Genomic DNA, 24,969 nt, shown 5'->3' with positions numbered 1-24,969 from the left:
ATATATATTTTTAAGAAAGGTAATTTTTAATTTTATCAAGTGATTCTAACAACTGTTCTGTTGGTATTGTTAAGGGCGGTAACAACCGTAGCGTGTTATGTCCGGCAGATAAAGTAATAATATGTTCATTTAACAACCCAGAGACAACATTATTGACAGGAACAGTTAATGTGATACCAGCCATCATACCGAGACCATGAATAGATGTGACAGACGCTAACGTGTTAAATTCGGACAATTTTTGCCAAAAAAGGGCGATTTTGGCATCGAGTTCAGGTAACGTATCTTCTAGGACAGTTAAGGTTGCATTGGCAGCTGACATGGCTAACGGGTTTCCGCCAAATGTTGAACCGTGTGTACCATAGGCTAAGGTAGGTGCCAGTTTGTTTTTTGCGAGCATGGCACCAACAGGAACACCGTTGGCTAAGCCCTTGGCGCTAGTAAAAATGTCAGGTTCAAAGTCATAATTTTCAAAGGCAAATTTTTTACCTGTACGACCGATGCCAGTTTGCACTTCGTCAACAATGATTAAGATGTTGTTTTCATGAGCGAGTTTGACAAGTGCTGCAACGAATTCGGTTTCTGCTGGAATAACACCACCCTCACCTTGAATGAGTTCGAGTATAATTGCTGCAACATCATCGTTAATGAGCGTCTGTACGCTATTAATGTCATTAAAAGTTGCGTAGTTAAAACCTGTTAACATAGGTAACCCAGCATGAATACTGTCTTGTCCAGTGGCCGCCATGGCTGCGTAAGTTCGTCCGTGAAACGAATTTGAAAATGAAATAATCGTTGATTTGCCAGTGGCTAAGCGTGCTAATTTAATTGCTGCTTCATTGGCTTCGGCACCGGAATTGGCAAAGTAAGTGGTGTAGGTATCACCACCAAGCTTTTGGGCGACTGTTTCCTGTAATGGATTTTGGTACAAATTTGGCACGTGCCAAATCTTTTCCGCCTGATTAGTCAAAGCAGTTAGTACTTCAGGGTTATTTGCACCAACATTATAGACACCAATGCCACTGCTCAAATCGCTGTACGTTTGATTATGATCGTCAACCCAAGTGGCATTTTTGGCAGAAATAAATGTGACAGGTGCACGATGATAATTTGGAAATAAAGACATAATGGTTCTCCTTGACTTGTTAGGTTATTACAACGTGATGATTGTACCTGGATGTGTCACTGTATTCGTAATGTGAACATTGTGAACACCGCGTTCAACGGCGTGAATGGCGCTGCTGATTTTTGGCACCATGCCACCAGTAATGACATGTGATTCTTGTAGTTCAAGGGCTTTTTGTGGTGTGATTTTTTGTAAAATATTGCCGCTGACCTTAACCCCTGATACGTCAGTTAATAAGTAGAGTTCGTCCGCCTGCATATACTTGGCAATTGCAGTAGCTGCATGGTCAGCATTAACATTAAGCCATTGCCCATCATTTGATATGGCTAGTGGGGCAATGATAGGCACGAGGTTTTGTTGCCACATCTTCTGAATTAACTGGCTGTTAACTTGGTGAATAGCACCAACATACCCATAAATGTCTTGATCTAACATATGACCTGTTAATAATTGATTACTACCCGCATTTAAGCCAATAGCAGCAACCGCATTTAAACGAAAAGCTTCGACTAAAGCAGGCTGCACTTGGCCAAGTAAAGCCATTTTAGTGATTTCGATACCTTTTTGAGTTGTAAAGCGAATGCCATTAATTTTTTGGACAGGTTCGTTTAATTGTGTCATGAGAGAAGAAATATGGTCACCACCACCATGCACAATAATGATTTTAGCATGCTGTTTTTGCCAAGTTTTGATTGTCTCAAAAAAAGCTGGTGATAGTTGTGTAGCGGCGGTACCGCCTATTTTGATGACGATTTTTTTTGTCATGAATGATTCCCCACGTTAGGTTGTGGTGAGTTCATGATCAGGTTGTGTAGAGTGCATTGATCTTAACATATTCATATGTTAAATCAGATCCCCACGCCTGACCACTAGCTTCACCGGTGTGTAAATTGATATCTATAGCAATATTTTTTTGTTCTAATGCCTTGACCATGTTTTCTTGATTGAAGACGGTTGGTGCGCCAGCTGTCATGACAGGTATGTTGTTGAGTGCAATATCAATGACATCAGGATCAACGGCAACGTCACTGGCACCAATAGCAGCAATAATGCGCCCCCAGTTGGGGTCTTTGCCAAACATGGCAGTCTTAACCAATGATGAGCCCACAACCTTCTTGGCAATCATACGTGCGGCAAGGGATGATTGCGCATTGCTCACCGTAACAGCTAACAACTTGGTAGCACCTTCACCGTCACTAGCCATTGCAATGGCTAGTGCAGTGGTTACAGTATGTAACATGGCTTTAAAGTGATCATAGTCTGTAGAGGCTGTGGTTATTTTTTGATGATTGGCCTGACCATTTGCCAAGACTAGGACAGTATCGTTCGTACTGGTGTCACCGTCAATCGTAATTTGATTAAAACTTGTTTCGACATCTTCTGATAATGCTTGTTGTAGTAATTCAGATGAAATATTAGCATCGGTTGTGATAAACCCAAGCATGGTTGCCATGTTTGGATGAAGCATGCCAGAACCTTTAGCTACGCCACTCATCGTGACAGTTTGATTGCCAATCTGACTTTGGATGGTAATTGATTTTTCCACGGTGTCTGTTGTCATAATTGCATGAGCAAATGCTTTTGAATCACCTGAGATATGAAGTTGGTGGATACCATGGATAACTTTATCAATTGGCAAAACTTGACCAATGATACCAGTTGAGGCGACAGCAACTAAGTTTGCGTCAATGTTTAAGCTATCGGCAGCCGTCTGTTGCATCATTTCAGCGTGTTCATAACCAATTTTGCCAGTGACAGCATTTGCATTACCAGAGTTAACGATAATGGCTTGTAATTGGCCATCTTTGATTGTCGCTTTGTCTAGTTTGACGGGTGCTGCCTGAACTTGATTAGTTGTAAATACACCAGCTGCTGCCGCCGGAACATCGCTATAAATCCAACCAAGATCTTTGGATTTATGTTTAAGGCCGACATGTTGTCCATCAGCGTGAAAACCTAATGGTGCAGCAATATCGGCATCTGCTAACTGCTTAATTTTTTGAAGTGTATCTGTCATAGTTTCCCCTTGTAATGGTTCTGGTATTATGCGTATTGCGCAATGAGTTGTAAGCCTGTTGTTTCATCGAGATTAAACAAGTGGTTCATGTTTTGAATGGCTTGACCAGCGGCGCCTTTAATCATGTTGTCAATGACACTGACGGTTGTGAGGTATTTTGTATCCGGGTTGTAGGTTAGACCAATATCTGCAAAATTAGTACCCACCACTTGTTTAATATTTGGCAAGTGATCTTTTGGCATGATCCGTATAAACGGTTTATCTTGGTAAGTTGTTTCGAAAATATCTTGCAAAGTATCGGCTGATACCTGCTTGTTGAGCTTGACGTAAGCACTGACAAAAATACCGCGGTTAATTGGCAGTAAAGATGTTGTAAATTGAATATGATTAATATCTGGTTGCCATTGTTTGAGTTGTTGTGTAATTTCTGGGATGTGTTGATGTTGATTTGGCTTATACATGCTGAAATTTTCATTGACGTTGACGAAGTGGCTAGATAAATTGAGTGACTTACCAGCGCCTGAGAGACCGCTTTTAGCATCAATGATAATATTTTCTTGGTCTAACAATTGTTGTTGCGCCAGCGGTGCCAAAGCTAACAATGTTGCAGTAGCGTAGCACCCAGGGTTTGCAATATAATGACGATCATTTTGGTAAAAATCAGCGAGACTATAATTGGCTTGATCTAATAAAGCTTGTGTCGCAGGCGCTTTTTTATACCAAGTCTTATAGTCGGTAGCATTGAGTCGAAAATCACCGGAAAGATCAATTACAGGGAAGTTAGATTCAATGAATGGCTGTGCTAAATCCTTGGAAACACCACTTGAAGTCGCAAAGAATACTAAGTCAGCGGACTGCATAATATGCACAGGGTCAAAAGGCGTTGGCGTTATTTTATACATTGATTTGAGATGCGGATAACTGATACTAATATCTTCTGCACTGCTTGAGGTATTATGAATTGACACAACATGAACAGCAGGATGATTATACAATAATCGCAACAACTCAAGACCGCCATACCCCGTGATACCGACGATAGCTACGTTAATTATCTTTGTGTTCATGTGATGTCTCCCCGTTTAGTTAATGTTATAAATATAAACCTATATGTATTTAAATACAATTAATATGCAAAAAATGACTGAATATCGTTTTTTAAATGTATAAAAATACATATGAATTAACCAGTATCGTATACAATTCTAAATAAAAAACACTTCCGAAGAAGTGTTAATTGCGAGCAGGTAGTTCTGAAATAGCCATAGCTAAGACATGACCATTACTTTTGGTGCGTAGTTCGTTGAGAAAAAATCCGTCCGCAATGTCTAATTTTGTGTCTAGCGCGAACACACTGAGGGTATAATTGTGCGTTTGATCTGGTGGCATAGGCCCAATGTAGGCTTGATTAATGTCGGGATTTTCTGGCTCATTAGCTTTTTGAACCATATGCCAGGTTGAATTAGTACCGGAGATACCTTGTTTTGTCGCACGAAGATTTTCAGGAATATTGCTGACAGGTAAGTTAGCGGCCAGCCAGTGAATCCAAGGAAATCCAGTTACCGGTACGGCATCGTAATCAATTAGGCTGACTGATAACGATTGTGTGCCCTCGGGGATGTCAGTAATCGTCACAGGAAAGTTGACGGTTGGCATGTCGTTGGTACGGTAGTTATTAGGGGCAAATTTAGTGTAGTTGTCTGGTATGAATCCGTTCTCTAATGTGACATGAATGTCCATATTATTCTCCTATTAATCTCTTTTTCGTTTGAGCTAAATGCGTGCGAACATCGATATTCATTTGTTTATTATACACGCGTATCTTGCTAATCGCAGTGATAATGGCTGCTGTGCGTTCATCCATATCAGCAATCGATGCTGTTTCAGATTGTATCTGCTTTGCAAAACGATCAATAAATGCGATTTGTAAGGTGGGTTCGTTTGCACGTAGTGTTTCAGCTGCAGCAGTCTTACCATCAGTTTCTAACTGAGCAATAGTATCATGATACCCAGTAAAAAAGTCATCAGGAATCGTTGTATTTTCCCAGGTGATTGGGTCAGATGTTGGTGTTTCGGTATTGGTGTTGTCAGCGCGTTGTGTCTTCTTTTTGAATAAATTAAAAAATGACATATTTTAAACCTTTCGTGTAAAATATTTATAACTTTATTGTACCGAACATTTGTTTTATTTGGTACAATAAATTTAACTTTTAAATCTTGGGGAAAAACATGACAGCACGTAAAACGGTATTTAATGATAAACAACGTATTCTACGACTTTATTCGGCATTGATTAGCCGACGAGCGTTATCAATTGAAGAAATTGAAGATATGTTTTTTATTGGCCGTAAAACAGTGCAACGTGATATTTCCGAAATTCGTGATTTTTTACATGATTTACAGGTGGGGGAGCCGATACAATCTGAGATAGTCTATGATCGCAATTCAAAAAAATACAAATTAACTGAGATGGAGAACCTTTTCCATGTCTTTGATAAAATTAATCAGATTGATGAAGATGAGGGTTGACTAGCTTGCATGGCATTTAAATTTTTGATTCAAAAGTTCATATATATAGCGGCTTTTGTAGATTGCGTCATGTTTTGATATACTAAATATAATTCAAAATAATTGATTACTAGGGGGGAATATTTTGGACGCAGTCAATCAAACAAAATTTAATGCACAAATGGCATTTTTAAAAACAGCAAACTTTGGTCAATATTTATATAAATGGCGTTGGTTTTGCATGACGATACCGTTAATTAGTTTGGTATTTAATTTTGATGCGAACTTAATTGTGTTTAATGTTTTAAGAATGGTGATCATTGAAATTGTTGCACTATGGACCATCTATTCAATGTATCTATTTTTCAAACCTTTGGCTTCAACGCACACGGTAATATTCTCTAAAATGAAACTGTTCTTAATGTATTTTGTTAATATGACAGTGATGTGGTTTCTTTTAAATAGTCATCTCAATACAAGTCACTTCAGTATGCGAAATTTTCTAATTGAATTAGGTATTTCAATCGCCTTTGGTTTAATATTTTCTGGGATTATGGCTTCTTGTATGAATGAAAATATTAAGGTGTTTGTCCGAAATAAGAGGCATCAAATATGAGATGAAAAATGTGTAGACTGGGTAGATATGATTTGCTTTGATAAAAATTTAGCGCACCCAACAAAATGACCATGTATATATTCATACATGGTCATTTTGTTGAGAGAATTTGTTCTAAAGATAGTTTTCGAAGATCGGCCATAAGTAAATTAATTGCTTTTTGTTCAGGTAGTTTGCTTAAAATGATTAATTCTTCTGCTTCTATAGGTATATTTTACGACAATTATACCAGTTTTTATCATATATTGTGAATGTGCCGTTCAATAATTATTTTTTAAAAAGTAAAACCATGCTATATTAGTAAGGTTATTTATTTTTTAGGAGAATAGAGATGATTAAGAAAGTTGTGCTTTTTGTTGTTGTGTTGATTGGTGTGTTTGTGATGGATAATCATAAGGTTTTGGGAGATACGATGGGTGAATATAGTCAAAATTATCATTTGAATGCCAAATCAGGTTTTATGAATGATATTCAAAGTATTATTTTTGATGAAAAAACTCAGGAATACAAGTTCTATTATTTGCATAACCAGGATTTTAATGTTGGTGGTAATGGCACGGAATGGGAAGCAGTGTCTACGAAAGATTTTGTACACTATAATAGCTTAGGAACAGCTATTAAAAAGTATACGACACCCAATGGGGATATAGCCTCCGGAACGATCTATAAAGACTATGATAATACGTTAGGATTTGGTAAAGATGCGTTAATTAGCTACGTCACTAGCTATGGCGAAAAAGGGCAAACACAAAATATTTGGTTTTCTGTAGATAATGGGTTAACTTTTCAAGCTTATAAAAATAATCCCATCATGACACCTGATAATAAAGATGCTAATTTCAGAGATCCGTATGTTTTCAGATTAGATGGTACGTTTTATATGTATCTCGCTGAAGGTAATAAAATTGGTGTTTACAACTCCAAAGATGGGATTCATTTTAATTACAAATCTGGTATTTATAATAAAATTGATCAATTAGGACTGTTAGAGTGTCCTAACTTATTCAAATTAAAAACAACAGATAGTCATGAAGATAAATGGATCATGTTGTTTGGTGGTAATGGTTATCAACGTCAAGAGACCACAGGTACTTATTATGTTGTCGGTAATCTAATTGATGGGGTCTTTCAACCAGAAACTGATGCCAGAAGAGTGGACGATGGTAGTGACTTTTATGGCGCTAAATTTATGCAAACCAACGATCATCAATTGCTTAGCTTAGGGTGGCTGGGTAGTTGGGACTATAATAAGCAGGTGAAAACTAATACCGGCAAGGTCGGTTCTATGAGTATGGCACGTGTCTTGTCATTAACGCAAAAAAATAACTATCATTTAATAACAAATCATTTTTTAACTTCGACTTTATTTAAAAACAAAGTTGATGAGCAAACGGTCTATACAAAAGAGACCACAGCTGATGCTTTAGGGTATAAAACTGTTGTTGATAAAAATATACCATTGAAGAGTTTTGCATTAAATTTAAACACCGTTAAAGATAACGAGAATTTTCCGTCACATATACATATTGAAATCGACAATCAGGACAGTTTTTTCAAATTCGATTTGGATACAACTAATGGTTACTATATGGTCTCTAGAGATGGCACAAACATCAAAAATGAGGAAGGTGCTTATGACCATTATGCCAAAGCGCACGTGGCTAAAATAAATGCGGTTAATCAATTGAACGTGCAATTATTTGTTGATGCAGGTAGTATTGAAATGTTTTTCCCCGAAACTGGGGAAACCTACTCATTAGCTAAGTTTTCTGAGGCATCAAACAATCATGTCACAGTCAAAGTAAATGGTGATACGAGAATAGCTTATAGTGTACTCGAATAAAGTAAGTAGAAGCGCAAAACACGATTTCGTGTTTTGCGTTTTTTGGTTGATAAGAAACTTAAAAAGACAGTAATAAATTTTTAAGTTTCTCTTTTGTTATTTATTGATCAATTTTATAGTATAATTCGTTGTTTATGTGTCTATCTATTTTTAAAGTGTGTCATTTCTATTTGTAAATAAAATAATGTTTTCAATCTAATTAACCGAATAAATGCATTAATATAAGTTTTTCAAGTATTGATGATTTTTAATCACACGGTTTTCATAATTTTTCATGATTTACATTTTAAAACTTTCATGTTAATATAGTTCATATTGATATTGTGATTATTTTATCTATCAAACAATAATATTAATATTTTTTTGCGGAATATAATTTTAATAATTAACGTACCATATTAACTTCAAAACAAGGAATCACTTTCAAAGCGAGAAAGTATGAAGCGAGCATTAAAATTGGCAGTAATCGGATTGTTAGCAGCTGGATGCGTTTATTCAGCTTTTCTCACACGTGCTGAGTATATTGGCACCGGATATATCGCACATGGTAATTAAATATGACTGAACTATTAAGAATAGATGAATTGAGCTATGCGTATAAAAAAGAGACATCTATTTATGAATCCGCACAGATAACTATTGATAGTAATGACGTTATTGGATTTGTTGCGCCCAATGGGGCCGGTAAAACAACATTATTCAAATTATTATCAGGAAATGTTAAAAGTGATGAAATTAGACAGATTAACAAGAAAAATAAAGTGTCTATATCTTATATTGGTGACCAGTCCATACTTTTCGATAATTTTACCGGATTAGAATTCTTAAATTACATGGCTCATGGCACTGATAATCAAAAAGAGAAGCTAGAAAAATTTTTAGCTTTTTTTGATGTTGATTTTCTGAGCAAAAAAATAGGTAAATTATCGTTAGGACAACGACAAATTATTTTTATAATTTCTTCATTTTTAACGTCTGCTCAACTAATATTGTTAGATGAACCTTTTAACGGATTGGACCCTCTAAATACGACTTTGGGTTCTAAATTCATAAAAAAATTTGGTGCAGAATATAACCAAACGATTATTGTATCGTCCCACATTATGTTGGGTCTCTCTGGTCTTGCAAGTAAGGTTTGGACAATAGAAGACAAAAAAATTAGTATACACAATGTAGAAAATTGGAGTGAACAACGGCTAGGAAATTTGTTTATAGAAAGTTACTCCAAATAGAGAGAAAGTGTGTGTAATGGAAACTTATTACGAAATAAAACGAATTTATCGATCCAAAGTGGCTTATTTTCTTATAGCATTACTGGCATTGCTAATTACACTACCTTTTTTTGAATTGCCAGCATCTGAAACGGATGTGATTACTTCACAATATAGCTTACAGTTGAATTCTCAGAAATCTACTTACAATTCTTTAAAAAATGGACACAGTAACGCTGAAAAAGAAGCAGTTAAGAAAGCAAAAGTAAATTATGATTTGATTCAAAAAATATCTGAAAATGCTACAGATGGCCAGATAAAATCAGCAGAAAAAAATATTTATCAATTTGAAAAAAATAATTTAAATGAAATGGAAAACAAATCTATCGTTGGTGGTAATATTTTTGGTCAACAAATGATGGTAGAACAGTACGGAAAAAATATAAAAAATACGGGTAAAATTAATTTACCTGCGCGTGATTTGACTGCTACAGCGTATATTAGTTACTTACTTACTAACCTTTTGCCAAATTCAATGATATATATTGCGTTTGCTTTGATCACATTCAATTTATTTTTACCTACTTCTGGACTATTAGGGAAACGATTAATTTTAAATAGAAAATTTTCAAAAGTGTCATATTTAATAAGCAAGTATTTAGCATCAGTTGGTGTCTTTGTAGGTATCATAGCTGTTATTTTGTCGGCAGTTTTCATCGTAATAGGCATCAAAAATGGTTTTGGGTCGTTTAATGTTGTGTCTGCCTTTACTGTAGACTTTGATAAGGTAGTTATGCTTAATTTTGGGGATGTTATATTTAAATTTTTTGGCATCACTATTTTAAATCTGAGTGTGATGTTCAGTATTGGTTTGCTGTTCCAACAGTTCGCTAATAATAACTTAATTCAAGTTGTATTGGAAATGATGCCATTTTTATTTGTAGGGCAAAAAGAAATATTAGGTTTTCTACAGTCTTTTCTACCAACAGCAAGTTTTGATTTACGTAAAACGGCATTTGGCTATAGTTGGATGGATGCACTTGGAAGTAGTCAAAATATTACTATTGATAACTCAAAAATAATTGTAATTAGTCTTTTATGGATTATCGTGATTGTATTGATTCATTTGTTTTTAAAAAGCCGGACCAGTAAGAAGTTAATTTAGTTTATACACATATTGGATAGGATCACTACACCAAAGCGCACGTGGTTAAAATAAATGCGGTCAATCAATTGAACATGCAATTATTTGTTGATGCTGGTAGTATTGAAATGTTTTTCCCTGAAACTGGGGAAACCTACTCATTAGCTAAGTTTTCTGAAGCATCAAACAATAATGTCACAGTCAAAGTAAATGGTGATACGAGAGTAGCTTATAGTGTACTCGAATAAAATAATTAAAAGCGCAAAATACGGGACAGTGTTTTGCGCTTTTTGATTGGTAAGCAGTCGGAGTTAGGAACACTGTGACTTTCGATATCGTTGGCTTAGAGGTAAATGGTAATGATAGATTTCGTTAAACACGATATAGTCATTATGTTGCAGCACTTTTAGCATGTGTATAAATTCATAGCAATTAGCTTCGTCATTTTTTTGATCTGATCCTAAATAGAGAAAAATGACCAATCTAGCAAAATCCATAGTGAGCTTAGCCGTAAAATCGGTTATTGCACTGTAGTAAGAATTATCAGTAATTTTCCTAAAACTGTTTGAATCATAGTTGAAATTTGTGAGTTCAATTTGAACATAATTAAGAACAATACTAGCGACGCTTTGTTCTATTATATAAGAATATTCTGTGAATTCTTTATATTTTTTATATAAATCATGAACCTTAGTCATACATTCACGTAATTTTACTGGGTCTTTTCTAAAAATAAAAATACCATCAACAAATGCTCTTAATTCGAACACAGACCAATATTTAGTTTCGGTTAAATGTCTTTTTAATGGGTATGCAGGATCGACATCCATTCTTAAAGGGTTATTGCCAATAATATATACCTTGATGTATGCAATAGCAGCGAGAATTTGACTTTCTAGAGATGGATCCTTTTTTAATGCAATATGTTTCTGCATTAACGTGGCTGTTTTCTTCATATTAGCATCACTGTCAATTTGGTTCAAAATGCTATTAAACCGATATTCGGAGTTATTATAGTGAATAAATTGAAATTCATTTGGAGAGACTTCTAATCTTTTGAGAATGGCAAATAATTTTTCGGATTCAACACTGTTATGCCCATTTTCAAATCGTGATGCGAAATTTCTAGACATAATTCCCATATAAACTTCTTTTTGAGTGAGTTTTTTTTGTTTTCGAATTGCTTTAATGGTGTCTCCAAGTGTTTTCATAATTCGTAGTTGTCTCCGCTTATATCCAATAACGTAAACTATACTACACATATTAATAAAATGTCTAGATATATTTGATGATAAATTGGAAACAAGGAAAGGGCGTACGATAATGTTCAATACAATTATAAAGACATCATTAATTAGCCTCGTTTTTAATTTATCGATAACCTCTTTAAATTTTTTTTTCGGATTGTACTTTTTACAAATAACTCGGTCAGCTTTCATTTTTGGAACACTAACAATTATTGGACCATTGGTCAGCCTATTACTGACACCGATTATGACTAGAATTGTAGACACAGTTGCACACAAAAAGATACTATTAACAGCTCAAATAGTTTCGTTAGTATTTCTTTTAGCTTATTGGGTCGTAGTTAGTGATCATTTAGATGTTGGTACACTCGTATATGTCTATATTTTGATGATTATTATTCGGGTTAGTGAGGAATTATTTATCGTCACGTTAAAAGCGTCTACTACACAGTTGGTTGAAAAGCACAAATATCAAAGACTGAATGCATCAGTTCAGTCCGCTACTTCGGTTGCAAATATTCTTGGTCCTATTGTAGGAGGACTAGCATTTAGCTTGCTCACACTGCCATTCTTTGTTTTTCTAATAATTATTCTAGTTGGTGTGTCAATCTTATCCACCAGTACGTTAAAACTAGATCCGTTACATAGGATAGCAGCCACTGGCAAAAATTCCTTTTTGTTGGTTATAAAATTTATTAAAGGCCGGCCAGAAATTTTATCTCTTGTTATTATTGCGATGTTTATCAACTTATTCGCCTCAGCCATAACGATTGGTTTACCTGTACTTGTTATTAACCAATTGTCTCTGTCAAAATTAGTTTACAGTTTTTTGGAAAGTTTAACTAGCGTTGCAATGGTAGTAGGTGGCATCATATTGACTATTCACACCATTAAAGATAACTTAAAAATTATGTATCAGTCAATGTTTTACTTTACTATAATCATTATTTTGTTCGGGTTTCCAGAATTAATAACACATAGTGATTTAATAATTATTGGACTTCTAGGGGGATTAGTAGTTGCTTTCGGACTGATAGTCGTATTTGCTAATACAGCAATGACAACTTATTTACAAATGGAAGTGCCAGAAAATAAGCAGGGTGGTGTTTATTCAATCATCAATGCGGTTTCTCAACTGTTTGTCCCTCTGGGAGGATTATGTTACGGTCTCTTGTTTGATCATTTTGAAAGTTACCAAGTGTTTATTTCATCTGGATTTTTAGCCTTGGTTATTATAATTGGATTATTACTACTGACGAAAAAAAGGATTATTAAAAGGATATAATGGTGCTAGTCTAAAAGCAGTGACGCATAAAAGTCACACAGCTCCCCTCAAAATCCTATACAAATGACAACATTAAAAGACTTGAAAAGCGTGCCTTGAAAGCTGAATTAGAGTTGGATATCTTAAAAAAAATCAGATTTAGTCCAATTCATTGCAGGTTGGTATAATCGCAAACGTATTCACGGGCAATTCCAGTGGCCTTTGAGCAACAATAGCTAGTCAAAGTAGAACGTATATCCAGTTTACTGACTAGTCTCGCGTCATATAGTAGTGTGGTGCTAGTCCTTTTTGTGTCAGTGTGCCAGAAAAATAGTCTTCTACGACTGCTACCTTCAGTTTTTTTTTGTATATAAATTAGGGTATAATAATGTATGGTTGTTGTGTGGTAGCCGCTGAAAGGTGGTGGTGCTTATGGTTTATCCATGTGTGTTGCTACTAGAAAGGTGGCACAATGTCAGGTTACGAAGTAACTATGATTGTGTTAGGCTCTTTGAGTTTAATGCTATCAATGTTGGCATTTGTTGTTGTATTGATTAAAAGTATTAAAAAATAATCAATAAAAAAACAGCCACAATTGAATTTGACCGTTCAAGGCTGTTTCTTTATTGAAATAAGTAGTGGCGGTTATCTCAAGACAACCATGGGACTAGTTAGCGCTAGTCCTTTTTATGTGCCTTTATTATAACATATTCGCAACTTTTTCATCAAGTAATTGCGCAATAGATTGCTAGACCAATCAAGATTAACGTAATGTACATTATCGAAATTAATGGTTTATCAAGGCTTCAAGAACCTAAATTTTATCTTGTGAAATATAAAACCTAACAATTCTGTTTTAAATCCATTTTTACACTTTACAAATCACCTGATTTATCAGATTTTACAAAATAAAATATGTGTCTGATTTATTGACGTAGATCCGCTATAGCTAAGTCTGTTTTTTTGGAAATTATTTCAGAAAATTAGTGACTATAAAAAGTGGCCTAAATGACATGAGTTTATGGAAATATTTTTTTCTTAAATATGCGTTCTAATGACTTTATGAAATGTGAAGGGCTCCAAGAAAGTTAGATTTGTGTCTAACTTTCTTGGAGCCCTTTTATTGTGACAAGATATTGATTTTCAACATGTAGCGATATAAAACCAACAGATGTCAACGACAAAGCCAATTATTATGCGTATCAATCTATACCACATCTAACTATATTGTATGCGAAGAAAATATTGACAAATAATAAAAAATTAGCGTATGCTTGTTTCATGACATTAGAACAAACAGATTTACAGAGAACAGAAATTTTCAAAGTCCTTTCAGATATTAATCGCTTACGTATTATCCGGGTTTTGCATCATGCCCAACGCGAAATGACTTGCGGAGAGATTGGTGAAAAATTAAATATTAGTAAGTCTACAGTATCGTATCATTTCAAAATGTTGCGTCAGGTAGGCTTAACGAATACTAGAAGGGCATCGCAAAGTAAATACTTATCGCTGAATGATCAAACATTTAACGATTTTTTACCAGGATTTTTGGATTCACTTTGAATCTTTTTATTTTTAACTATTAGTTCTAATGTTATAAAACAATCGAATAAATAACAAAGCATAATATTTCGGGGCGAAAACTTGATAAAAGAAAATAGAATAACAAACAATAAAAATTTTATTATGATGGCTATTTTGATTGCAACGTTCATGACTTCGGTTGAAACGACAATTATAACGACCGCATTGCCCACAATTGTCAGCCAACTCAATGGCATATCACTACAAAGTTGGGTATTTGCTACATATCTGTTACTGACAGCAGTTACGACACCTATTTATGGCAAATTTGCTGATCGAATTGGCAGAAAACCAGTATTTTTAACAGGTCTTATTATTTTTACAATTGGATCATTTTTGTGTGGTGTATCAAACAACATGACTATACTAATCATATTTAGAGCTTTGCAAGGCATCGGTGCCGGTGCAATCATGCCTATTACGTTCACAATGATTGCAGATTTGTTCGACTACCGGAAGCGATCAAAAATGTTGGCTATGAATAACACAGCTTGGGGAATATCAGCATTGTTAGGACCCTTTTTGGGTGGCTACATTGTTGATAAATTAAGTTGGCATTGGGTTTTTTTTATCAATGTACCAATTGGCATTCTCGTGATATTAATCATTTCATTTAAGTACAAGGAAAAGAGCAAAAAATATATCAAAAAGCCCTTAGATATTAAAGGTATTTTGTCATTATCAGGACTTTTGATCATGATTTTAACGCTTTTCCAAACATTAAGTCAGGCTAATTTTTCATCGATTCAAATATTGGTTATTTTATTCCTAATTGTTATGTTTGTTATAGCGTTTATTATTTTCGAACGGCAGGCAAGTGACCCAATTATACCGTTCACGTTATTTCATAACAGGTTGTTTTCAATTCAGATTACAACGGCCTTATTGTTAAGTGCGATTCAAATAGGTTTTCAAACGTATTTTCCGATGTGGTTACAGAGTATTTATAAAACAACAGCCACTGTTGCTGGGTTATCGGTATCACCTAGTCCGATATTTTGGTTACTATCTTCTTTTTTTGTCGGCACACTTGTTAAACGTCGGTCACCAAAATATATTACTTTACCACTCATTGCATTGATGATGGTAGCCTATTTACCGCTTCTTTTTATTGGTAGTCGCTTCAACCAGACAATTTTCTTTGTTATTTCTGGCATAACAGGCGTGACGTTAGGTATAACCATAACAATGAACACACTTGTTGCTCAGAGAATTGTTCCTGAAGAAAGTTTAGGCATTGCTTCATCAATGATCACTTTAGGCAGAACGCTAGGACAGACATTAGCAGCAGGAATTTTTGGTTTAGTATTCAATATGAGTTTAAATTCGGGATTAAAGAAACATGCCACTGTTGATCAGAATATGATTAACCAGTCCATAAAAGGCGCGTATCAATCGCCATCGATTGCAGATGAGGACACAATCAATCAAATCATTTTAACAGGCATGCATACAGTATTCAGTGTCGCGCTCATATTGTTTGTCATTGTGTTGATTGTTAATTTAGCAGATCGAAATCGGGAAGTAATCAAGTGACGAATAATTGTTTGTCAGCGAAAATCTAGTCATTTCAAAATAATTGAGTAAAAGAGTGGCATTTGGCTAAATCATGTGTGTTGACGCAATTTTATACCTAACTTACCCCACCTATCCCAAAGCTAATTCATGTCACTTCATTCAAATCAGTTTATACTATAGGTAACGTGAACGCTAAACAATTTTGTGTTTAGCGTGAGTTCTTAGTATGCCATTGGAGGTTAGTGAATGACAAAGCAATATGATTATGATGTGTTATATCTTGGTAGTGGGCATGGTACGTTTGACGGGGCGATTCCGTTGGCACAATCCGGTGTCAAGGTTGGCATCATTGAAGCTGATATGATTGGTGGTACGTGCCCTAATTATGGTTGCAATGCTAAAATCACACTTGATGCACCTGTAACACTAACGCGAGCTGCCGAGCGCCTATCGGGTATTGTTCAGGGGAATCTGACAATTGATTGGACGCAGAATGAGGCTCATAAGGAAACGGTCATTAATGATTTGCCAGATATGATTGGTGGGTTATTGGATCAGTCTGGTATCGACGTGATTCACGGACGTGGCGTGTTTGAAGATAATCATACAATCATTGTTGACGGTAAGGCAATAACTGCTGACAAGATTGTCATTTCAACTGGGCTACGTCCGCATCGTTTGGATATTCCTGGTACGGAATTGGCACATGACAGTCGTGATTTTATGGCATTGAAGACTTTACCACAAAAGATAGCCATTATTGGTTCGGGTTATATTAGCATGGAATTTGCGACCATTGCGAATGCAGCTGGTGCTGAGATTACTGTGCTCATGCATGGTGACCGTGCATTACGACAATTTCACGCGCCTTATGTTGACAAAGTCGTGACCGACTTAAAGCAACGTGGCGTCACGTTTGTGCCAAATGCTGATGTTACTGCCTTTGAAAAACATGGGGATCAAACGCAAGTGGCATACAGCGATGGTCAGTCTTTGTTAGTTGACTGGGTGTTGGATGCTTCAGGGCGAATTCCTAATGTAGAAAACATTGGTTTAGAAACAATTGGCGTCACTTATAATCAATCAGGTATTCCTGCCAATGATTATCTGCAAACAAACGTTGAGAATATTTATGCATCAGGGGATGTGCTTGATAAAACGCAACCTAAGTTAACGCCAACAGCTATTTTTGAATCAACGTATCTTTTCAAACAATTCTCTGGTCAAACAAAATCGCCAATTCAGTATCCTGTTGTACCCTCAGTTGTCTTTACATCACCAAGAATTGCACAAGCAGGGGTTTTGGTAGCAGATGCTGAAAAAGGGGATTATGAGGTGCAACAAACTGACCTCACCAAAGATTGGTATCGTCAAGTTGACAACGAAACGATTGCTGATAACACGTTGATTTTTGACAAGCAACATCATTTGGTGGGTGTGACTGAAGTCAGTGAACAAGCTGAAAATGTCGTTAATACATTATTACCAGCCATTGAATTTAAGTTTGGACCAGATGAAATTGGCCGATTAATTCATTTATTCCCATCTATTGGTATGGCAACTTGGGGACAATTATAAAATAAACTGACAGCGTGGCTTTTGTCGCGCTTTTTGTATTAATTGTTGAATACAATCATAAAAAGGCCCCCTCGGTTGAATCTTTCCAACTGAAGGGGGCCATTTCGTCTAGGCATATGTTGCGCCCGGGAAGCCATGGTTATTTAAAATCAATCATCATCTCATTAATTACTTCAGCAACTGATTGAATGCTATGAATGGTTGAAATACCAGTACCAACTGACACATAGCCATTATCAAAGTCACCATCAAGCATGCCAATACGCATACCAGAAGTGCCGTTCATTAGTGCACCATTTTCACGCCAAACAGATGCTTTATCTAATTGTTGGTCATTGTTCACTAGTTTATCACGTAATTTTGTTGGTAATGAGCGGTAGAATGCAGGCGCTACTCGGAATATTTCTAAGTCTTCTGCGGTACTATTAACAATTAATTCTTTTGTGATCTGGGCGGCGGGATTTTCAACTGTTGGAATTAAGCGTGACCCAACATAGACACCTGATGCGCCCAGTGCAATAGCTGCGCGAACTGTTCGTACATCACTAACACCACCTGCAAGCACGACGGGAATAGACACAGCATCAGAAATATAAGGCACGATGCTATATGATCCTGTTATTTGTTCAGGTAGGGTACCACCCTCATCAAATCCAGTCACAACATAAGCAGCAGCACCTTGGGCTTCCACAGCCTTGGCATCAGCAATGGAAGGTTGCCAAGAGCGAACAATCATCTTAATGTTGTTCGCTTTAACAACTTTCAACAATGCAGGGTCAATGCCGTAGCTACCATTGTTGAGCAAACCAACGCTATTGATCAATACAATTGGTACTTTTTCTTCAATAACAACATCCAAAATTTTCAAGGTGAAATCTGAAGTGGCATCGCCTTGACCACCGATCAGTGTCACGGCAAACGGATTATTAGTTAAGTTTTTCACTTTGCGAATCTCTGAACGCATGCGCTCAGCAGTTTCGATCGGATCATTAACAATTTCATGTTGCCCAGCATTCGGTCCGAGAATACCTAAACCACCAGCATTGGAAACGGCAGCCACAAATGTCGCATCAGTTAGCCACGACATGGGACCTTGAATAAGGGGTAACGTGATGCCCAGAATATCAGTTAGTTTACTTTTCATGATTAACGCCTCTTTTATTTTTATAGTATTTCAGCAATATTATAACACTTCATGTGATTTTGTGATCAAAAACATTGGCTTTTTTGGATAACGTTTTTTTATGATAAAAAATAGCTTATTTGGGCGTATTTGTGTGAAATTGGGTGTCAAAAAAATCAAGCAATCAAAATCGCTAGTTGATAAGAAACAGCTGATGATCAAAAAAATAACATGCAAATGATTAAATTGATACAGACAAATATGCATGAATGATCGACAGAAATGTCAAATCGCATTGATAACATTAATGTCGTGTATAATAAAGATAACAAACAAGTGGAGGATATGTTGATGGTAATGAAGGGTAGAGAGATCATTTTAGGTATTTTACAAAGTGGTCCCCATACTGGTTATGAAATTAATGACATCTTACAAACACGATTAAGCCACTTTTTTGATGCCACTTCTGGTATGATTTATCCAACCTTAAAAAAGTTGGGAACGGAAAAATTAGTGACTAAACAGCAAATATCACAAACTGATCGGCCGAATAAGAATATTTATACAATTACAAAAGCAGGAAAAACAGCATTTTCAAAGGCTATGAGCGAACCAACGTCTGATGAAATACTTAAATCTGATGTTCTGATGCGACTTTACTTAGTCAAGATTTACCGACCGAACGGGTATCAGAATTTCTTCAGGAAGAAATTGAACGTAAGGAAACCAAATTGGCGACGTTACAAGAGCAGTTGGCAACCTGGTTGGCAGATGGCATGACAGCTCAACAGAAAATAACTTTTGATTATGGGATTGCCTATTACACAGCAACATTAGCGGTTTTAAAGTCTGCTCAAACGAAATTTGTGGCATCACAAAAAGATTGACAAAGTGCTAATGAATTAACGAAAGGGATGACGAAATTGACAAACAAACGGCTATATCATACTGAAATTGAAAATGCAGAGGGATTGGTTGGTCATGTTCGAACTATTGATGGGAGTGGGTTAGATGTAATGACGAGTGGCCCATTAAGCGCATCGCCTGGCACAAATCCTGAACAGCTATTAGGAGCGGCTTTTGCCACCTGTTTGAATGCGACTATTGAGGCAGAAGAAAAGCGCCGAAAATTAACCCATGAAAGTATTGTCCGCGTTGGTGTTGATATGGCACCAGATAGCGAAGGATTTCAGTTTTTTGTGCATGCACAGGTGAAAATACCCCAGGTCAATGAACAGGCGGCGTTAGATATTTTAGCAATTGCTGAGAAACGGTGCCCAGTATCTAAATTATTGGCGGGTAGTTCAAATGTTGAGATATCATTAGTGGATGTGTTTGACTTATAGTAGACAAATTGAGGAAAAGGCTGTTACATTTTTGTGTAGTAGCCTTTTTCTTGCTTACTTATAGTTAGTTAACATAGTTTTAATATTGATAAGATATAATTTAGTCAGCCATGATGCTAAGAATTTAAGGAGGTGTCAATGTGAAAATTTCTAGAATTATTAAACTGATCATTGTCATCGTCGGTATCACGTATTTGATCCAAAACCCTAGCAAAGTTGCTGAAGGTAAGGTTTGGGTAGGTAATCAAGTGCAACAATGGGTGGCCCTCTTTGATACAAATACTAACCTGCCAAATGATCAAGGAACTGTGGAACAAGGAACCGGTAATACAACAACAGAGCATCAGGACGCGACGCATTTAAACGGCGCAGTATGGGCAAAAAAAACGCTTAATATTTATTTTGATGTATCAGCTGACCAGCAACCTGCTTATTTACAAGCCTGGCAGCAAGCATTTGATAACTGGAATGCCGTTCAAGTGTTAACATTAGTGCAGGTTCAAAATAAAAATCAGGCAGACATTGTATTAACAACTGAAAACCGTGGTGATACATCACAAGCGGGTATAGCAGAAACGCGCTTTTTGGTAAATCCTTTAACTGGTAAAAAAGTCATGACCCATGTTGTTGCGAAGCTGAATAGACATTATTTAGATGATTACACCATGACACGAAAAGTCAACACAGCAGAGCATGAATTGGGGCATGCGCTTGGATTAGACCATGTATCTGATCGTATCTCAGTCATGCAGCCTCAAGGTTCAGATTATGGTATCCAACAATCAGATGTCAGTCAGCTACAGGCACTTTATGCACATTAAAAAAACATAAGGCTTGACGAGTTAAAAAAAAGATGGTAATCTACACATATGGAAGCGCTTTCACGTGTGTAGATTAGCAACTTTTATTTTTTTGAACAAAAAGTAAAACGTTTTACCTAAAAGGAGAATCATTGTGAAAAAAAACGGCATTATAAATTCTAAAGTCGCGGCTGTGGTCGCTGATATGGGGCACATGGATTGGCTGGCAGTTGGAGATGCTGGGACACCGGTCCCAAAAACTGTCCCAAAAATTGATTTAAGCGTTGTACTTGGGAAACCTGAATTTATTGATGTGCTAGACGCTGTATTATCGGAATTGGCAGTTCAAAAAATTTATTTGGCAGAAGAAATCAAACTAGAGAATGCCGCGATGTTGGAAAAAATATATGAGCGGTTTTCTGAAGATGTTGAGATTGATTTTATATCTCATGCGCAACTCAAACAACAGTTAAAAGAGAGTAAGGCGTTTGTAAGAACCGGTGAAGCGACACCTTTTGCTAATATTATTTTAGAAAGTGGTGTTATTTTTTGATTTAGCAGTGAGCGAATGGAGGAATTATGAAAATAGATATGATTGGTATTTCTAAGTCGTTTGGCAATAATCATGTGCTCAGAGATGTTAATTTTCATTTGGGAGATGCCGAGGTTCATGCGTTGATGGGCGAAAATGGTGCTGGCAAATCAACACTCATGAATATTATGACAGGACTATTGCCTTTAGATAGTGGTCAAATCATGGTCGATGATAAAGAAGTATCGTTTAAAGGACCAAAAGATGCTGAAGAGCACGGCATCAGTTTTATTCACCAAGAGATGAATAATTTTGCTGAAATGACTGTCTTAGAAAATATGTTTTTAAATAAAGAGGAGAAAACAGGTTTTGGATTAATTAATGACAAAGGCATGCGAGCCAAAGCTGAAAGTATATTTAATACACTGAATATTAATTATGATTTAGACACACCAGTTGGTAATTTAAGTGTTGGTGCTCAGCAGATGATTGAAATTTCAAAAGCGATGATGACTGATGCCAAAGTGATCATTATGGATGAACCGACGGCTGCTTTAACACGTTCAGAAATCCGTTCGCTTTTTGAGACCGTTAATCATTTAAAATCACGGGGTGTGAGCTTCATTTATATTAGTCACCGTATTGAAGAAAACATGGAAATCGCAGATAAAATAACAATTATGCGAGACGGGCATACGGTGAGTGAGTCTAAGATTGTGGATACAAGTGTCGCTGAAATTGTTAAAAACATGGTGGGCCGGGATATTGGTGAATTTTATCCTGATAGACACCCAAATTACGGGGAAAACGTTCTTGATGTTTCTAATTTTACCAGTGATAACAAATTTCATGACATTAATTTCTCTGTTCGCCAAGGTGAAATATTAGGATTCTCAGGTTTAATGGGTTCTGGACGCACAGAAGTCATGCGTGCCATATTCGGCGTCGATCGGAGAGATTCAGGCGATATCAAGGTTGATGGTGCACCAGTCAAAATTATTAAACCGTCCGATGCCATTCAGCAAGGCTTCGGATTTGTTACAGAGAATAGAAAAGATGAAGGGTTAATCTTAGATTTCTCAGTAGCAGAAAATATCATTATGCCCAGTTTACAAGAGTTGGTCAAAAATCATATGATCGACGAAAAAGTTAAGACAGACTTTGTTGATCTTTTGATAAAACGTTTAACCGTAAAAGCTGATGGGCAAGATATTAATACTGGTAGTTTGTCTGGTGGTAATCAGCAAAAAGTTGTTTTGGCAAAATGGATTGGCGCGGGTAGTAAGCTGCTGATTTTAGACGAACCAACACGTGGCGTTGATGTTGGTGCTAAAAGAGAAATATACAATTTAATGAATGAATTAACTGACAGAGGCGTGGCAATCATTATGGTATCCAGCGATCTGCCAGAAGTGATTGCCATGAGTGACCGCATTGCAGTGATGTATGAAGGCGGGTTAATGGCTGTTGTCGATAATAGTAAGCATGTCCAAGAGTCAGACATTATGACACTCGCAACAGGAGGAAAAATATAATGGTTAATACGAAGCACACAGCAAAATCATCAGTAATCATGAAGGATCAAAGTTTGATAAGCAAGTTGTCAGGTTTGGGCCCTGTGTTAGCATTGATTGTGTTGGTTATCATCACGACGATTATGAATCGCAATTTTTTAGATCCAAATAATTTACTTAATTTGCTGCGACAAGTATCAATTAATGGTCTGATTGCCTTTGGTATGACATTTGTTATTTTAACTGGTGGCATTGACTTGTCAGTTGGGGCGATACTAGCCTTAACGTCGGCTTTGTCAGCCATGATGATCACAAGTGGCGTCCCTACGGTAATTGCTATGGTTATTGGTATTGCTATTGGTGGCTTATTAGGTGGTGTGAATGGCCTCATTATTACAAAAGGTGGCGCAGCACCTTTTATTGCATCCCTTGCAACAATGACGATTTTCCGCGGTGCAACTTATGTCTTTACAGATGGTAATCCCATTACTGGTAAAGTCATGAATGACAGCTTTATTTTCCAATTTATCGGGCGTGGCTATTTCTTTGGTATACCAGTGCCTGTGATTATTATGTTGATTGCCTTTTTTATCCTCTTTATTCTGCTACACAAAATGACGTTTGGTCGAAAAACCTATGCTCTTGGTGGCAACGAGAAAGCCGCTTTTGTGTCTGGGATTAAAGTTAATCTCACAAAAACTTGGATATATGTCATTTCAGGTATTATGAGCTCGGCTGCCGGAATGATACTGATTTCGCGTTTGAGTTCGGCGCAACCAGATGCCGGAACTGGTTTTGAAATGGATGCGATTGCAGCCGTTGTTTTGGGTGGTACTTCTTTAGCAGGCGGTCGTGGTCGGATATTTGGGACACTGATTGGTGCATTGATTATTGGTACGCTAAATAATGGCATGAACTTGATTGGTATCTCTAGTTTTTATCAGCAAATCGTCAAAGGTATTGTGATTATTATAGCAGTATTACTTGATCGTAAGAAAAAAGCATAAAGGCGGTAATTAAAATGACTAAAAAAATTATTGGTAGTATTGTCCTCGTTGCAGTATTCGTTTACGGTATTTTCTTTGTCACGTCAGGACGGCCAATTTTTTCGATTAGCAATCCTTTCCAGAGTAATACTGTAGTGCAACATAAAAAGCCAAGTGAGTTGACAATCGGCGTCTCACTGTCAACCCTGAATAATCCGTTTTTTATTTCAATAAAGGATGGCGTTAATGAAACGGCAAAAGCATCAGGGTCAAAAGTACAAGTTTACGATGGTCAAAATAATACAAACAAGCAAAGCAATGATGTTGAGGATTTGATTCAAAAAAAGGTTGATGTGTTAATTATTAATCCCGTGGATTCTTCTGCAATTACGCCTGAAGTCAAATCAGCTAATGAGGCAGGAATTCCCGTTATCACTATTGACCGCTCGTCTGACGGCGGGAAGGTACTCAGTCTAGTCGCATCAGATTCTCGAGAAGGTGGTAAAATGGCGGCTGATTTTATGATTAAAACATTAGGTCAAAATGCCAAAATTGCTGAATTACAAGGTACACCAGGTGCCTCTGCAACGCGTGAGCGTGGGGCTGGATTTGATCAGACAGCAAAGGGACACTTAGATATTGTGACCAAGCAATCGGCGAACTTTGACCGCACGGCTGGGCTCAATACCTCCGAGAATATCGCACAAGCACACCCCGATATCAAAGGCCTCTTCTCGCAAAATGATGAAATGGCATTAGGTGCGGTTCAAGCTCTAAAATCTAACGAAGATGTTATTATTGTTGGATTTGATGGATCGGAAGATGGTATGAGTTCTGTCAAAAAAGGACAAATGGCTGCCACGGTTGCTCAAAAACCGAAAGAAATGGGTAAATTAGCCGTTCGTGCAGCATATGATCATTTTCAAGGACAAAAGGTGGCAAAAAATATTAAGTCACCATTAGAATTAGTGGTAGCAGACAAATACAAATAGGTTGTGTGTGGTCGTTA

25 protein-coding genes are annotated in these 24,969 nt (G+C 36.6%); 17 read left to right on the top strand and 8 right to left on the bottom strand.

Going from position 1 to position 24,969, the window contains the following annotated elements:
• Positions 1-10: 10 nt before the first annotated feature.
• The 6 genes from JOD28_RS08295 to JOD28_RS08270 all read right to left on the bottom strand — a co-directional run bounded on the left by JOD28_RS08295 (position 11) and on the right by JOD28_RS08270 (position 5,274).
• Complete coding sequence (locus JOD28_RS08295; protein WP_204770352.1) at positions 11-1,126, bottom strand: aminotransferase class III-fold pyridoxal phosphate-dependent enzyme; 1,116 nt, start codon at positions 1,124-1,126, stop codon at positions 11-13.
• A gap of 27 nt (positions 1,127-1,153) precedes the next feature.
• On the bottom strand, positions 1,154-1,891 hold the full coding sequence (gene argB / locus JOD28_RS08290) for an acetylglutamate kinase (protein ID WP_204770351.1): 738 nt from the start codon (positions 1,889-1,891) through the stop codon (positions 1,154-1,156).
• Positions 1,892-1,928: 37 nt separating this feature from the next.
• Positions 1,929-3,143, bottom strand: coding sequence for a bifunctional glutamate N-acetyltransferase/amino-acid acetyltransferase ArgJ (gene argJ / locus JOD28_RS08285; protein ID WP_204770350.1), 1,215 nt, complete (start codon positions 3,141-3,143; stop codon positions 1,929-1,931).
• A 26-nt stretch (positions 3,144-3,169) separates the two neighbouring features.
• The gene (gene argC, locus JOD28_RS08280; RefSeq protein WP_204770349.1) at positions 3,170-4,210 is read right to left on the bottom strand and encodes an N-acetyl-gamma-glutamyl-phosphate reductase; all 1,041 of its coding nucleotides are present in this window, start codon (positions 4,208-4,210) and stop codon (positions 3,170-3,172) included.
• A gap of 166 nt (positions 4,211-4,376) precedes the next feature.
• The gene (locus tag JOD28_RS08275) at positions 4,377-4,883 is read right to left on the bottom strand and encodes a YbhB/YbcL family Raf kinase inhibitor-like protein (RefSeq protein WP_204770348.1); all 507 of its coding nucleotides are present in this window, start codon (positions 4,881-4,883) and stop codon (positions 4,377-4,379) included.
• A 1-nt stretch (position 4,884) separates the two neighbouring features.
• Positions 4,885-5,274 (bottom strand): GTP-binding protein, encoded by a 390-nt coding sequence (locus tag JOD28_RS08270; RefSeq protein ID WP_204770347.1) that lies wholly within the window; start codon positions 5,272-5,274, stop codon positions 4,885-4,887.
• Positions 5,275-5,372: 98 nt separating this feature from the next.
• On the opposite strand from JOD28_RS08270, the gene JOD28_RS08265 reads away from it, so the two are divergent.
• The 6 genes from JOD28_RS08265 (at position 5,373) to JOD28_RS08240 (ending at position 10,713) form a co-directional block, all read left to right on the top strand.
• Positions 5,373-5,672, top strand: a complete 300-nt coding sequence (locus tag JOD28_RS08265) for a kinase (protein WP_204770346.1) — start codon at positions 5,373-5,375, stop codon at positions 5,670-5,672.
• A gap of 124 nt (positions 5,673-5,796) precedes the next feature.
• On the top strand, positions 5,797-6,267 hold the full coding sequence (locus JOD28_RS08260; protein WP_204770345.1) for a hypothetical protein: 471 nt from the start codon (positions 5,797-5,799) through the stop codon (positions 6,265-6,267).
• Positions 6,268-6,598: 331 nt separating this feature from the next.
• Positions 6,599-8,110, top strand: a complete 1,512-nt coding sequence (locus JOD28_RS08255) for a glycoside hydrolase family 32 protein (RefSeq protein ID WP_204770344.1) — start codon at positions 6,599-6,601, stop codon at positions 8,108-8,110.
• Between the two features lie 557 nt (positions 8,111-8,667).
• A complete protein-coding gene (locus tag JOD28_RS08250; protein WP_204770343.1) occupies positions 8,668-9,342 on the top strand; it encodes an ATP-binding cassette domain-containing protein in 675 nt (224 codons plus the stop codon).
• Between the two features lie 16 nt (positions 9,343-9,358).
• Positions 9,359-10,486: a hypothetical protein gene (locus JOD28_RS08245; RefSeq protein ID WP_204770342.1), complete on the top strand. Its 1,128-nt coding sequence runs from the start codon at positions 9,359-9,361 to the stop codon at positions 10,484-10,486.
• Between the two features lie 74 nt (positions 10,487-10,560).
• Positions 10,561-10,713, top strand: a complete 153-nt coding sequence (locus JOD28_RS08240) for a hypothetical protein (protein WP_239531165.1) — start codon at positions 10,561-10,563, stop codon at positions 10,711-10,713.
• Between the two features lie 63 nt (positions 10,714-10,776).
• On the opposite strand, the gene JOD28_RS08235 is transcribed toward JOD28_RS08240, so the two are convergent.
• Positions 10,777-11,676: a helix-turn-helix domain-containing protein gene (locus JOD28_RS08235; protein ID WP_204770341.1), complete on the bottom strand. Its 900-nt coding sequence runs from the start codon at positions 11,674-11,676 to the stop codon at positions 10,777-10,779.
• Positions 11,677-11,788: 112 nt separating this feature from the next.
• Here JOD28_RS08235 and JOD28_RS08230 point away from each other — a divergent pair, with 112 nt between their 5' ends.
• The 4 genes from JOD28_RS08230 (at position 11,789) to JOD28_RS08215 (ending at position 17,659) form a co-directional block, all read left to right on the top strand.
• Positions 11,789-12,997 (top strand): MFS transporter, encoded by a 1,209-nt coding sequence (locus JOD28_RS08230; protein ID WP_013103328.1) that lies wholly within the window; start codon positions 11,789-11,791, stop codon positions 12,995-12,997.
• A 1,260-nt stretch (positions 12,998-14,257) separates the two neighbouring features.
• Positions 14,258-14,542 (top strand): ArsR/SmtB family transcription factor, encoded by a 285-nt coding sequence (locus JOD28_RS08225; protein ID WP_204770340.1) that lies wholly within the window; start codon positions 14,258-14,260, stop codon positions 14,540-14,542.
• Positions 14,543-14,623: 81 nt separating this feature from the next.
• Entirely contained in the window at positions 14,624-16,099 is a 1,476-nt protein-coding gene (locus tag JOD28_RS08220; protein WP_239531164.1) for an MFS transporter, read from the top strand.
• 228 nt (positions 16,100-16,327) lie between these two features.
• A complete protein-coding gene (locus JOD28_RS08215; RefSeq protein WP_204770339.1) occupies positions 16,328-17,659 on the top strand; it encodes a dihydrolipoyl dehydrogenase family protein in 1,332 nt (443 codons plus the stop codon).
• 139 nt (positions 17,660-17,798) lie between these two features.
• On the opposite strand, the gene JOD28_RS08210 is transcribed toward JOD28_RS08215, so the two are convergent.
• Complete coding sequence (locus JOD28_RS08210) at positions 17,799-18,803, bottom strand: NAD(P)H-dependent flavin oxidoreductase (RefSeq protein ID WP_204770338.1); 1,005 nt, start codon at positions 18,801-18,803, stop codon at positions 17,799-17,801.
• A 261-nt stretch (positions 18,804-19,064) separates the two neighbouring features.
• On the opposite strand from JOD28_RS08210, the gene JOD28_RS08205 reads away from it, so the two are divergent.
• The 7 genes from JOD28_RS08205 (at position 19,065) to JOD28_RS08175 (ending at position 24,952) form a co-directional block, all read left to right on the top strand.
• On the top strand, positions 19,065-19,562 hold the full coding sequence (locus tag JOD28_RS08205; RefSeq protein ID WP_239531163.1) for a PadR family transcriptional regulator: 498 nt from the start codon (positions 19,065-19,067) through the stop codon (positions 19,560-19,562).
• A gap of 143 nt (positions 19,563-19,705) precedes the next feature.
• A complete protein-coding gene (locus JOD28_RS08200) occupies positions 19,706-20,128 on the top strand; it encodes an OsmC family protein (protein ID WP_204770360.1) in 423 nt (140 codons plus the stop codon).
• Positions 20,129-20,268: 140 nt separating this feature from the next.
• The gene (locus tag JOD28_RS08195) at positions 20,269-20,949 is read left to right on the top strand and encodes a matrixin family metalloprotease (RefSeq protein WP_204770337.1); all 681 of its coding nucleotides are present in this window, start codon (positions 20,269-20,271) and stop codon (positions 20,947-20,949) included.
• Positions 20,950-21,082: 133 nt separating this feature from the next.
• Positions 21,083-21,481 (top strand): D-ribose pyranase, encoded by a 399-nt coding sequence (gene rbsD / locus JOD28_RS08190; protein ID WP_204770336.1) that lies wholly within the window; start codon positions 21,083-21,085, stop codon positions 21,479-21,481.
• Positions 21,482-21,507: 26 nt separating this feature from the next.
• Complete coding sequence (locus JOD28_RS08185; RefSeq protein ID WP_204770335.1) at positions 21,508-22,995, top strand: sugar ABC transporter ATP-binding protein; 1,488 nt, start codon at positions 21,508-21,510, stop codon at positions 22,993-22,995.
• Entirely contained in the window at positions 22,995-23,981 is a 987-nt protein-coding gene (locus JOD28_RS08180) for an ABC transporter permease subunit (protein ID WP_373306176.1), read from the top strand. Before JOD28_RS08185 ends, JOD28_RS08180 begins: the two co-directional genes overlap by 1 nt.
• A gap of 14 nt (positions 23,982-23,995) precedes the next feature.
• Positions 23,996-24,952 carry a D-ribose ABC transporter substrate-binding protein gene (locus tag JOD28_RS08175; RefSeq protein WP_204770334.1) on the top strand — a complete coding sequence of 319 codons (957 nt, stop codon included), beginning with the start codon at positions 23,996-23,998 and terminating at the stop codon, positions 24,950-24,952.
• The last annotated feature ends 17 nt before the right edge of the window (positions 24,953-24,969 follow it).

It is taken from the genome of Leuconostoc rapi (assembly GCF_016908715.1).
GTDB lineage: Bacteria > Bacillota > Bacilli > Lactobacillales > Lactobacillaceae > Leuconostoc > Leuconostoc rapi.
The sequence above is the reverse complement of the archived record's forward strand: the minus strand, read 5'-3'. Positions and strand labels throughout refer to the sequence as shown.

What these genes read in the sequence shown, in the direction of transcription:
- JOD28_RS08230 (WP_013103328.1), top strand. Translation starts at nt 11,789, where the DNA reads ATGTTCAATACAATTATAAAGACATCATTAATTAGCCTCGTTTTTAAT.
- JOD28_RS08270 (WP_204770347.1), bottom strand. Translation starts at nt 5,274, where the DNA reads ATGTCATTTTTTAATTTATTCAAAAAGAAGACACAACGCGCTGACAAC.
- JOD28_RS08175 (WP_204770334.1), top strand. Translation starts at nt 23,996, where the DNA reads ATGACTAAAAAAATTATTGGTAGTATTGTCCTCGTTGCAGTATTCGTT.
- JOD28_RS08255 (WP_204770344.1), top strand. Translation starts at nt 6,599, where the DNA reads ATGATTAAGAAAGTTGTGCTTTTTGTTGTTGTGTTGATTGGTGTGTTT.
- argC (WP_204770349.1), bottom strand. Translation starts at nt 4,210, where the DNA reads ATGAACACAAAGATAATTAACGTAGCTATCGTCGGTATCACGGGGTAT.
- JOD28_RS08215 (WP_204770339.1), top strand. Translation starts at nt 16,328, where the DNA reads ATGACAAAGCAATATGATTATGATGTGTTATATCTTGGTAGTGGGCAT.
- JOD28_RS08185 (WP_204770335.1), top strand. Translation starts at nt 21,508, where the DNA reads ATGAAAATAGATATGATTGGTATTTCTAAGTCGTTTGGCAATAATCAT.
- JOD28_RS08275 (WP_204770348.1), bottom strand. Translation starts at nt 4,883, where the DNA reads ATGGACATTCATGTCACATTAGAGAACGGATTCATACCAGACAACTAC.
- JOD28_RS08225 (WP_204770340.1), top strand. Translation starts at nt 14,258, where the DNA reads ATGACATTAGAACAAACAGATTTACAGAGAACAGAAATTTTCAAAGTC.
- JOD28_RS08245 (WP_204770342.1), top strand. Translation starts at nt 9,359, where the DNA reads ATGGAAACTTATTACGAAATAAAACGAATTTATCGATCCAAAGTGGCT.
- JOD28_RS08180 (WP_373306176.1), top strand. Translation starts at nt 22,995, where the DNA reads ATGGTTAATACGAAGCACACAGCAAAATCATCAGTAATCATGAAGGAT.
- JOD28_RS08205 (WP_239531163.1), top strand. Translation starts at nt 19,065, where the DNA reads ATGTCAAATCGCATTGATAACATTAATGTCGTGTATAATAAAGATAAC.
- argJ (WP_204770350.1), bottom strand. Translation starts at nt 3,143, where the DNA reads ATGACAGATACACTTCAAAAAATTAAGCAGTTAGCAGATGCCGATATT.
- JOD28_RS08210 (WP_204770338.1), bottom strand. Translation starts at nt 18,803, where the DNA reads ATGAAAAGTAAACTAACTGATATTCTGGGCATCACGTTACCCCTTATT.
- JOD28_RS08265 (WP_204770346.1), top strand. Translation starts at nt 5,373, where the DNA reads ATGACAGCACGTAAAACGGTATTTAATGATAAACAACGTATTCTACGA.
- argB (WP_204770351.1), bottom strand. Translation starts at nt 1,891, where the DNA reads ATGACAAAAAAAATCGTCATCAAAATAGGCGGTACCGCCGCTACACAA.
- JOD28_RS08295 (WP_204770352.1), bottom strand. Translation starts at nt 1,126, where the DNA reads ATGTCTTTATTTCCAAATTATCATCGTGCACCTGTCACATTTATTTCT.
- JOD28_RS08240 (WP_239531165.1), top strand. Translation starts at nt 10,561, where the DNA reads ATGCAATTATTTGTTGATGCTGGTAGTATTGAAATGTTTTTCCCTGAA.
- JOD28_RS08250 (WP_204770343.1), top strand. Translation starts at nt 8,668, where the DNA reads ATGACTGAACTATTAAGAATAGATGAATTGAGCTATGCGTATAAAAAA.
- JOD28_RS08235 (WP_204770341.1), bottom strand. Translation starts at nt 11,676, where the DNA reads ATGAAAACACTTGGAGACACCATTAAAGCAATTCGAAAACAAAAAAAA.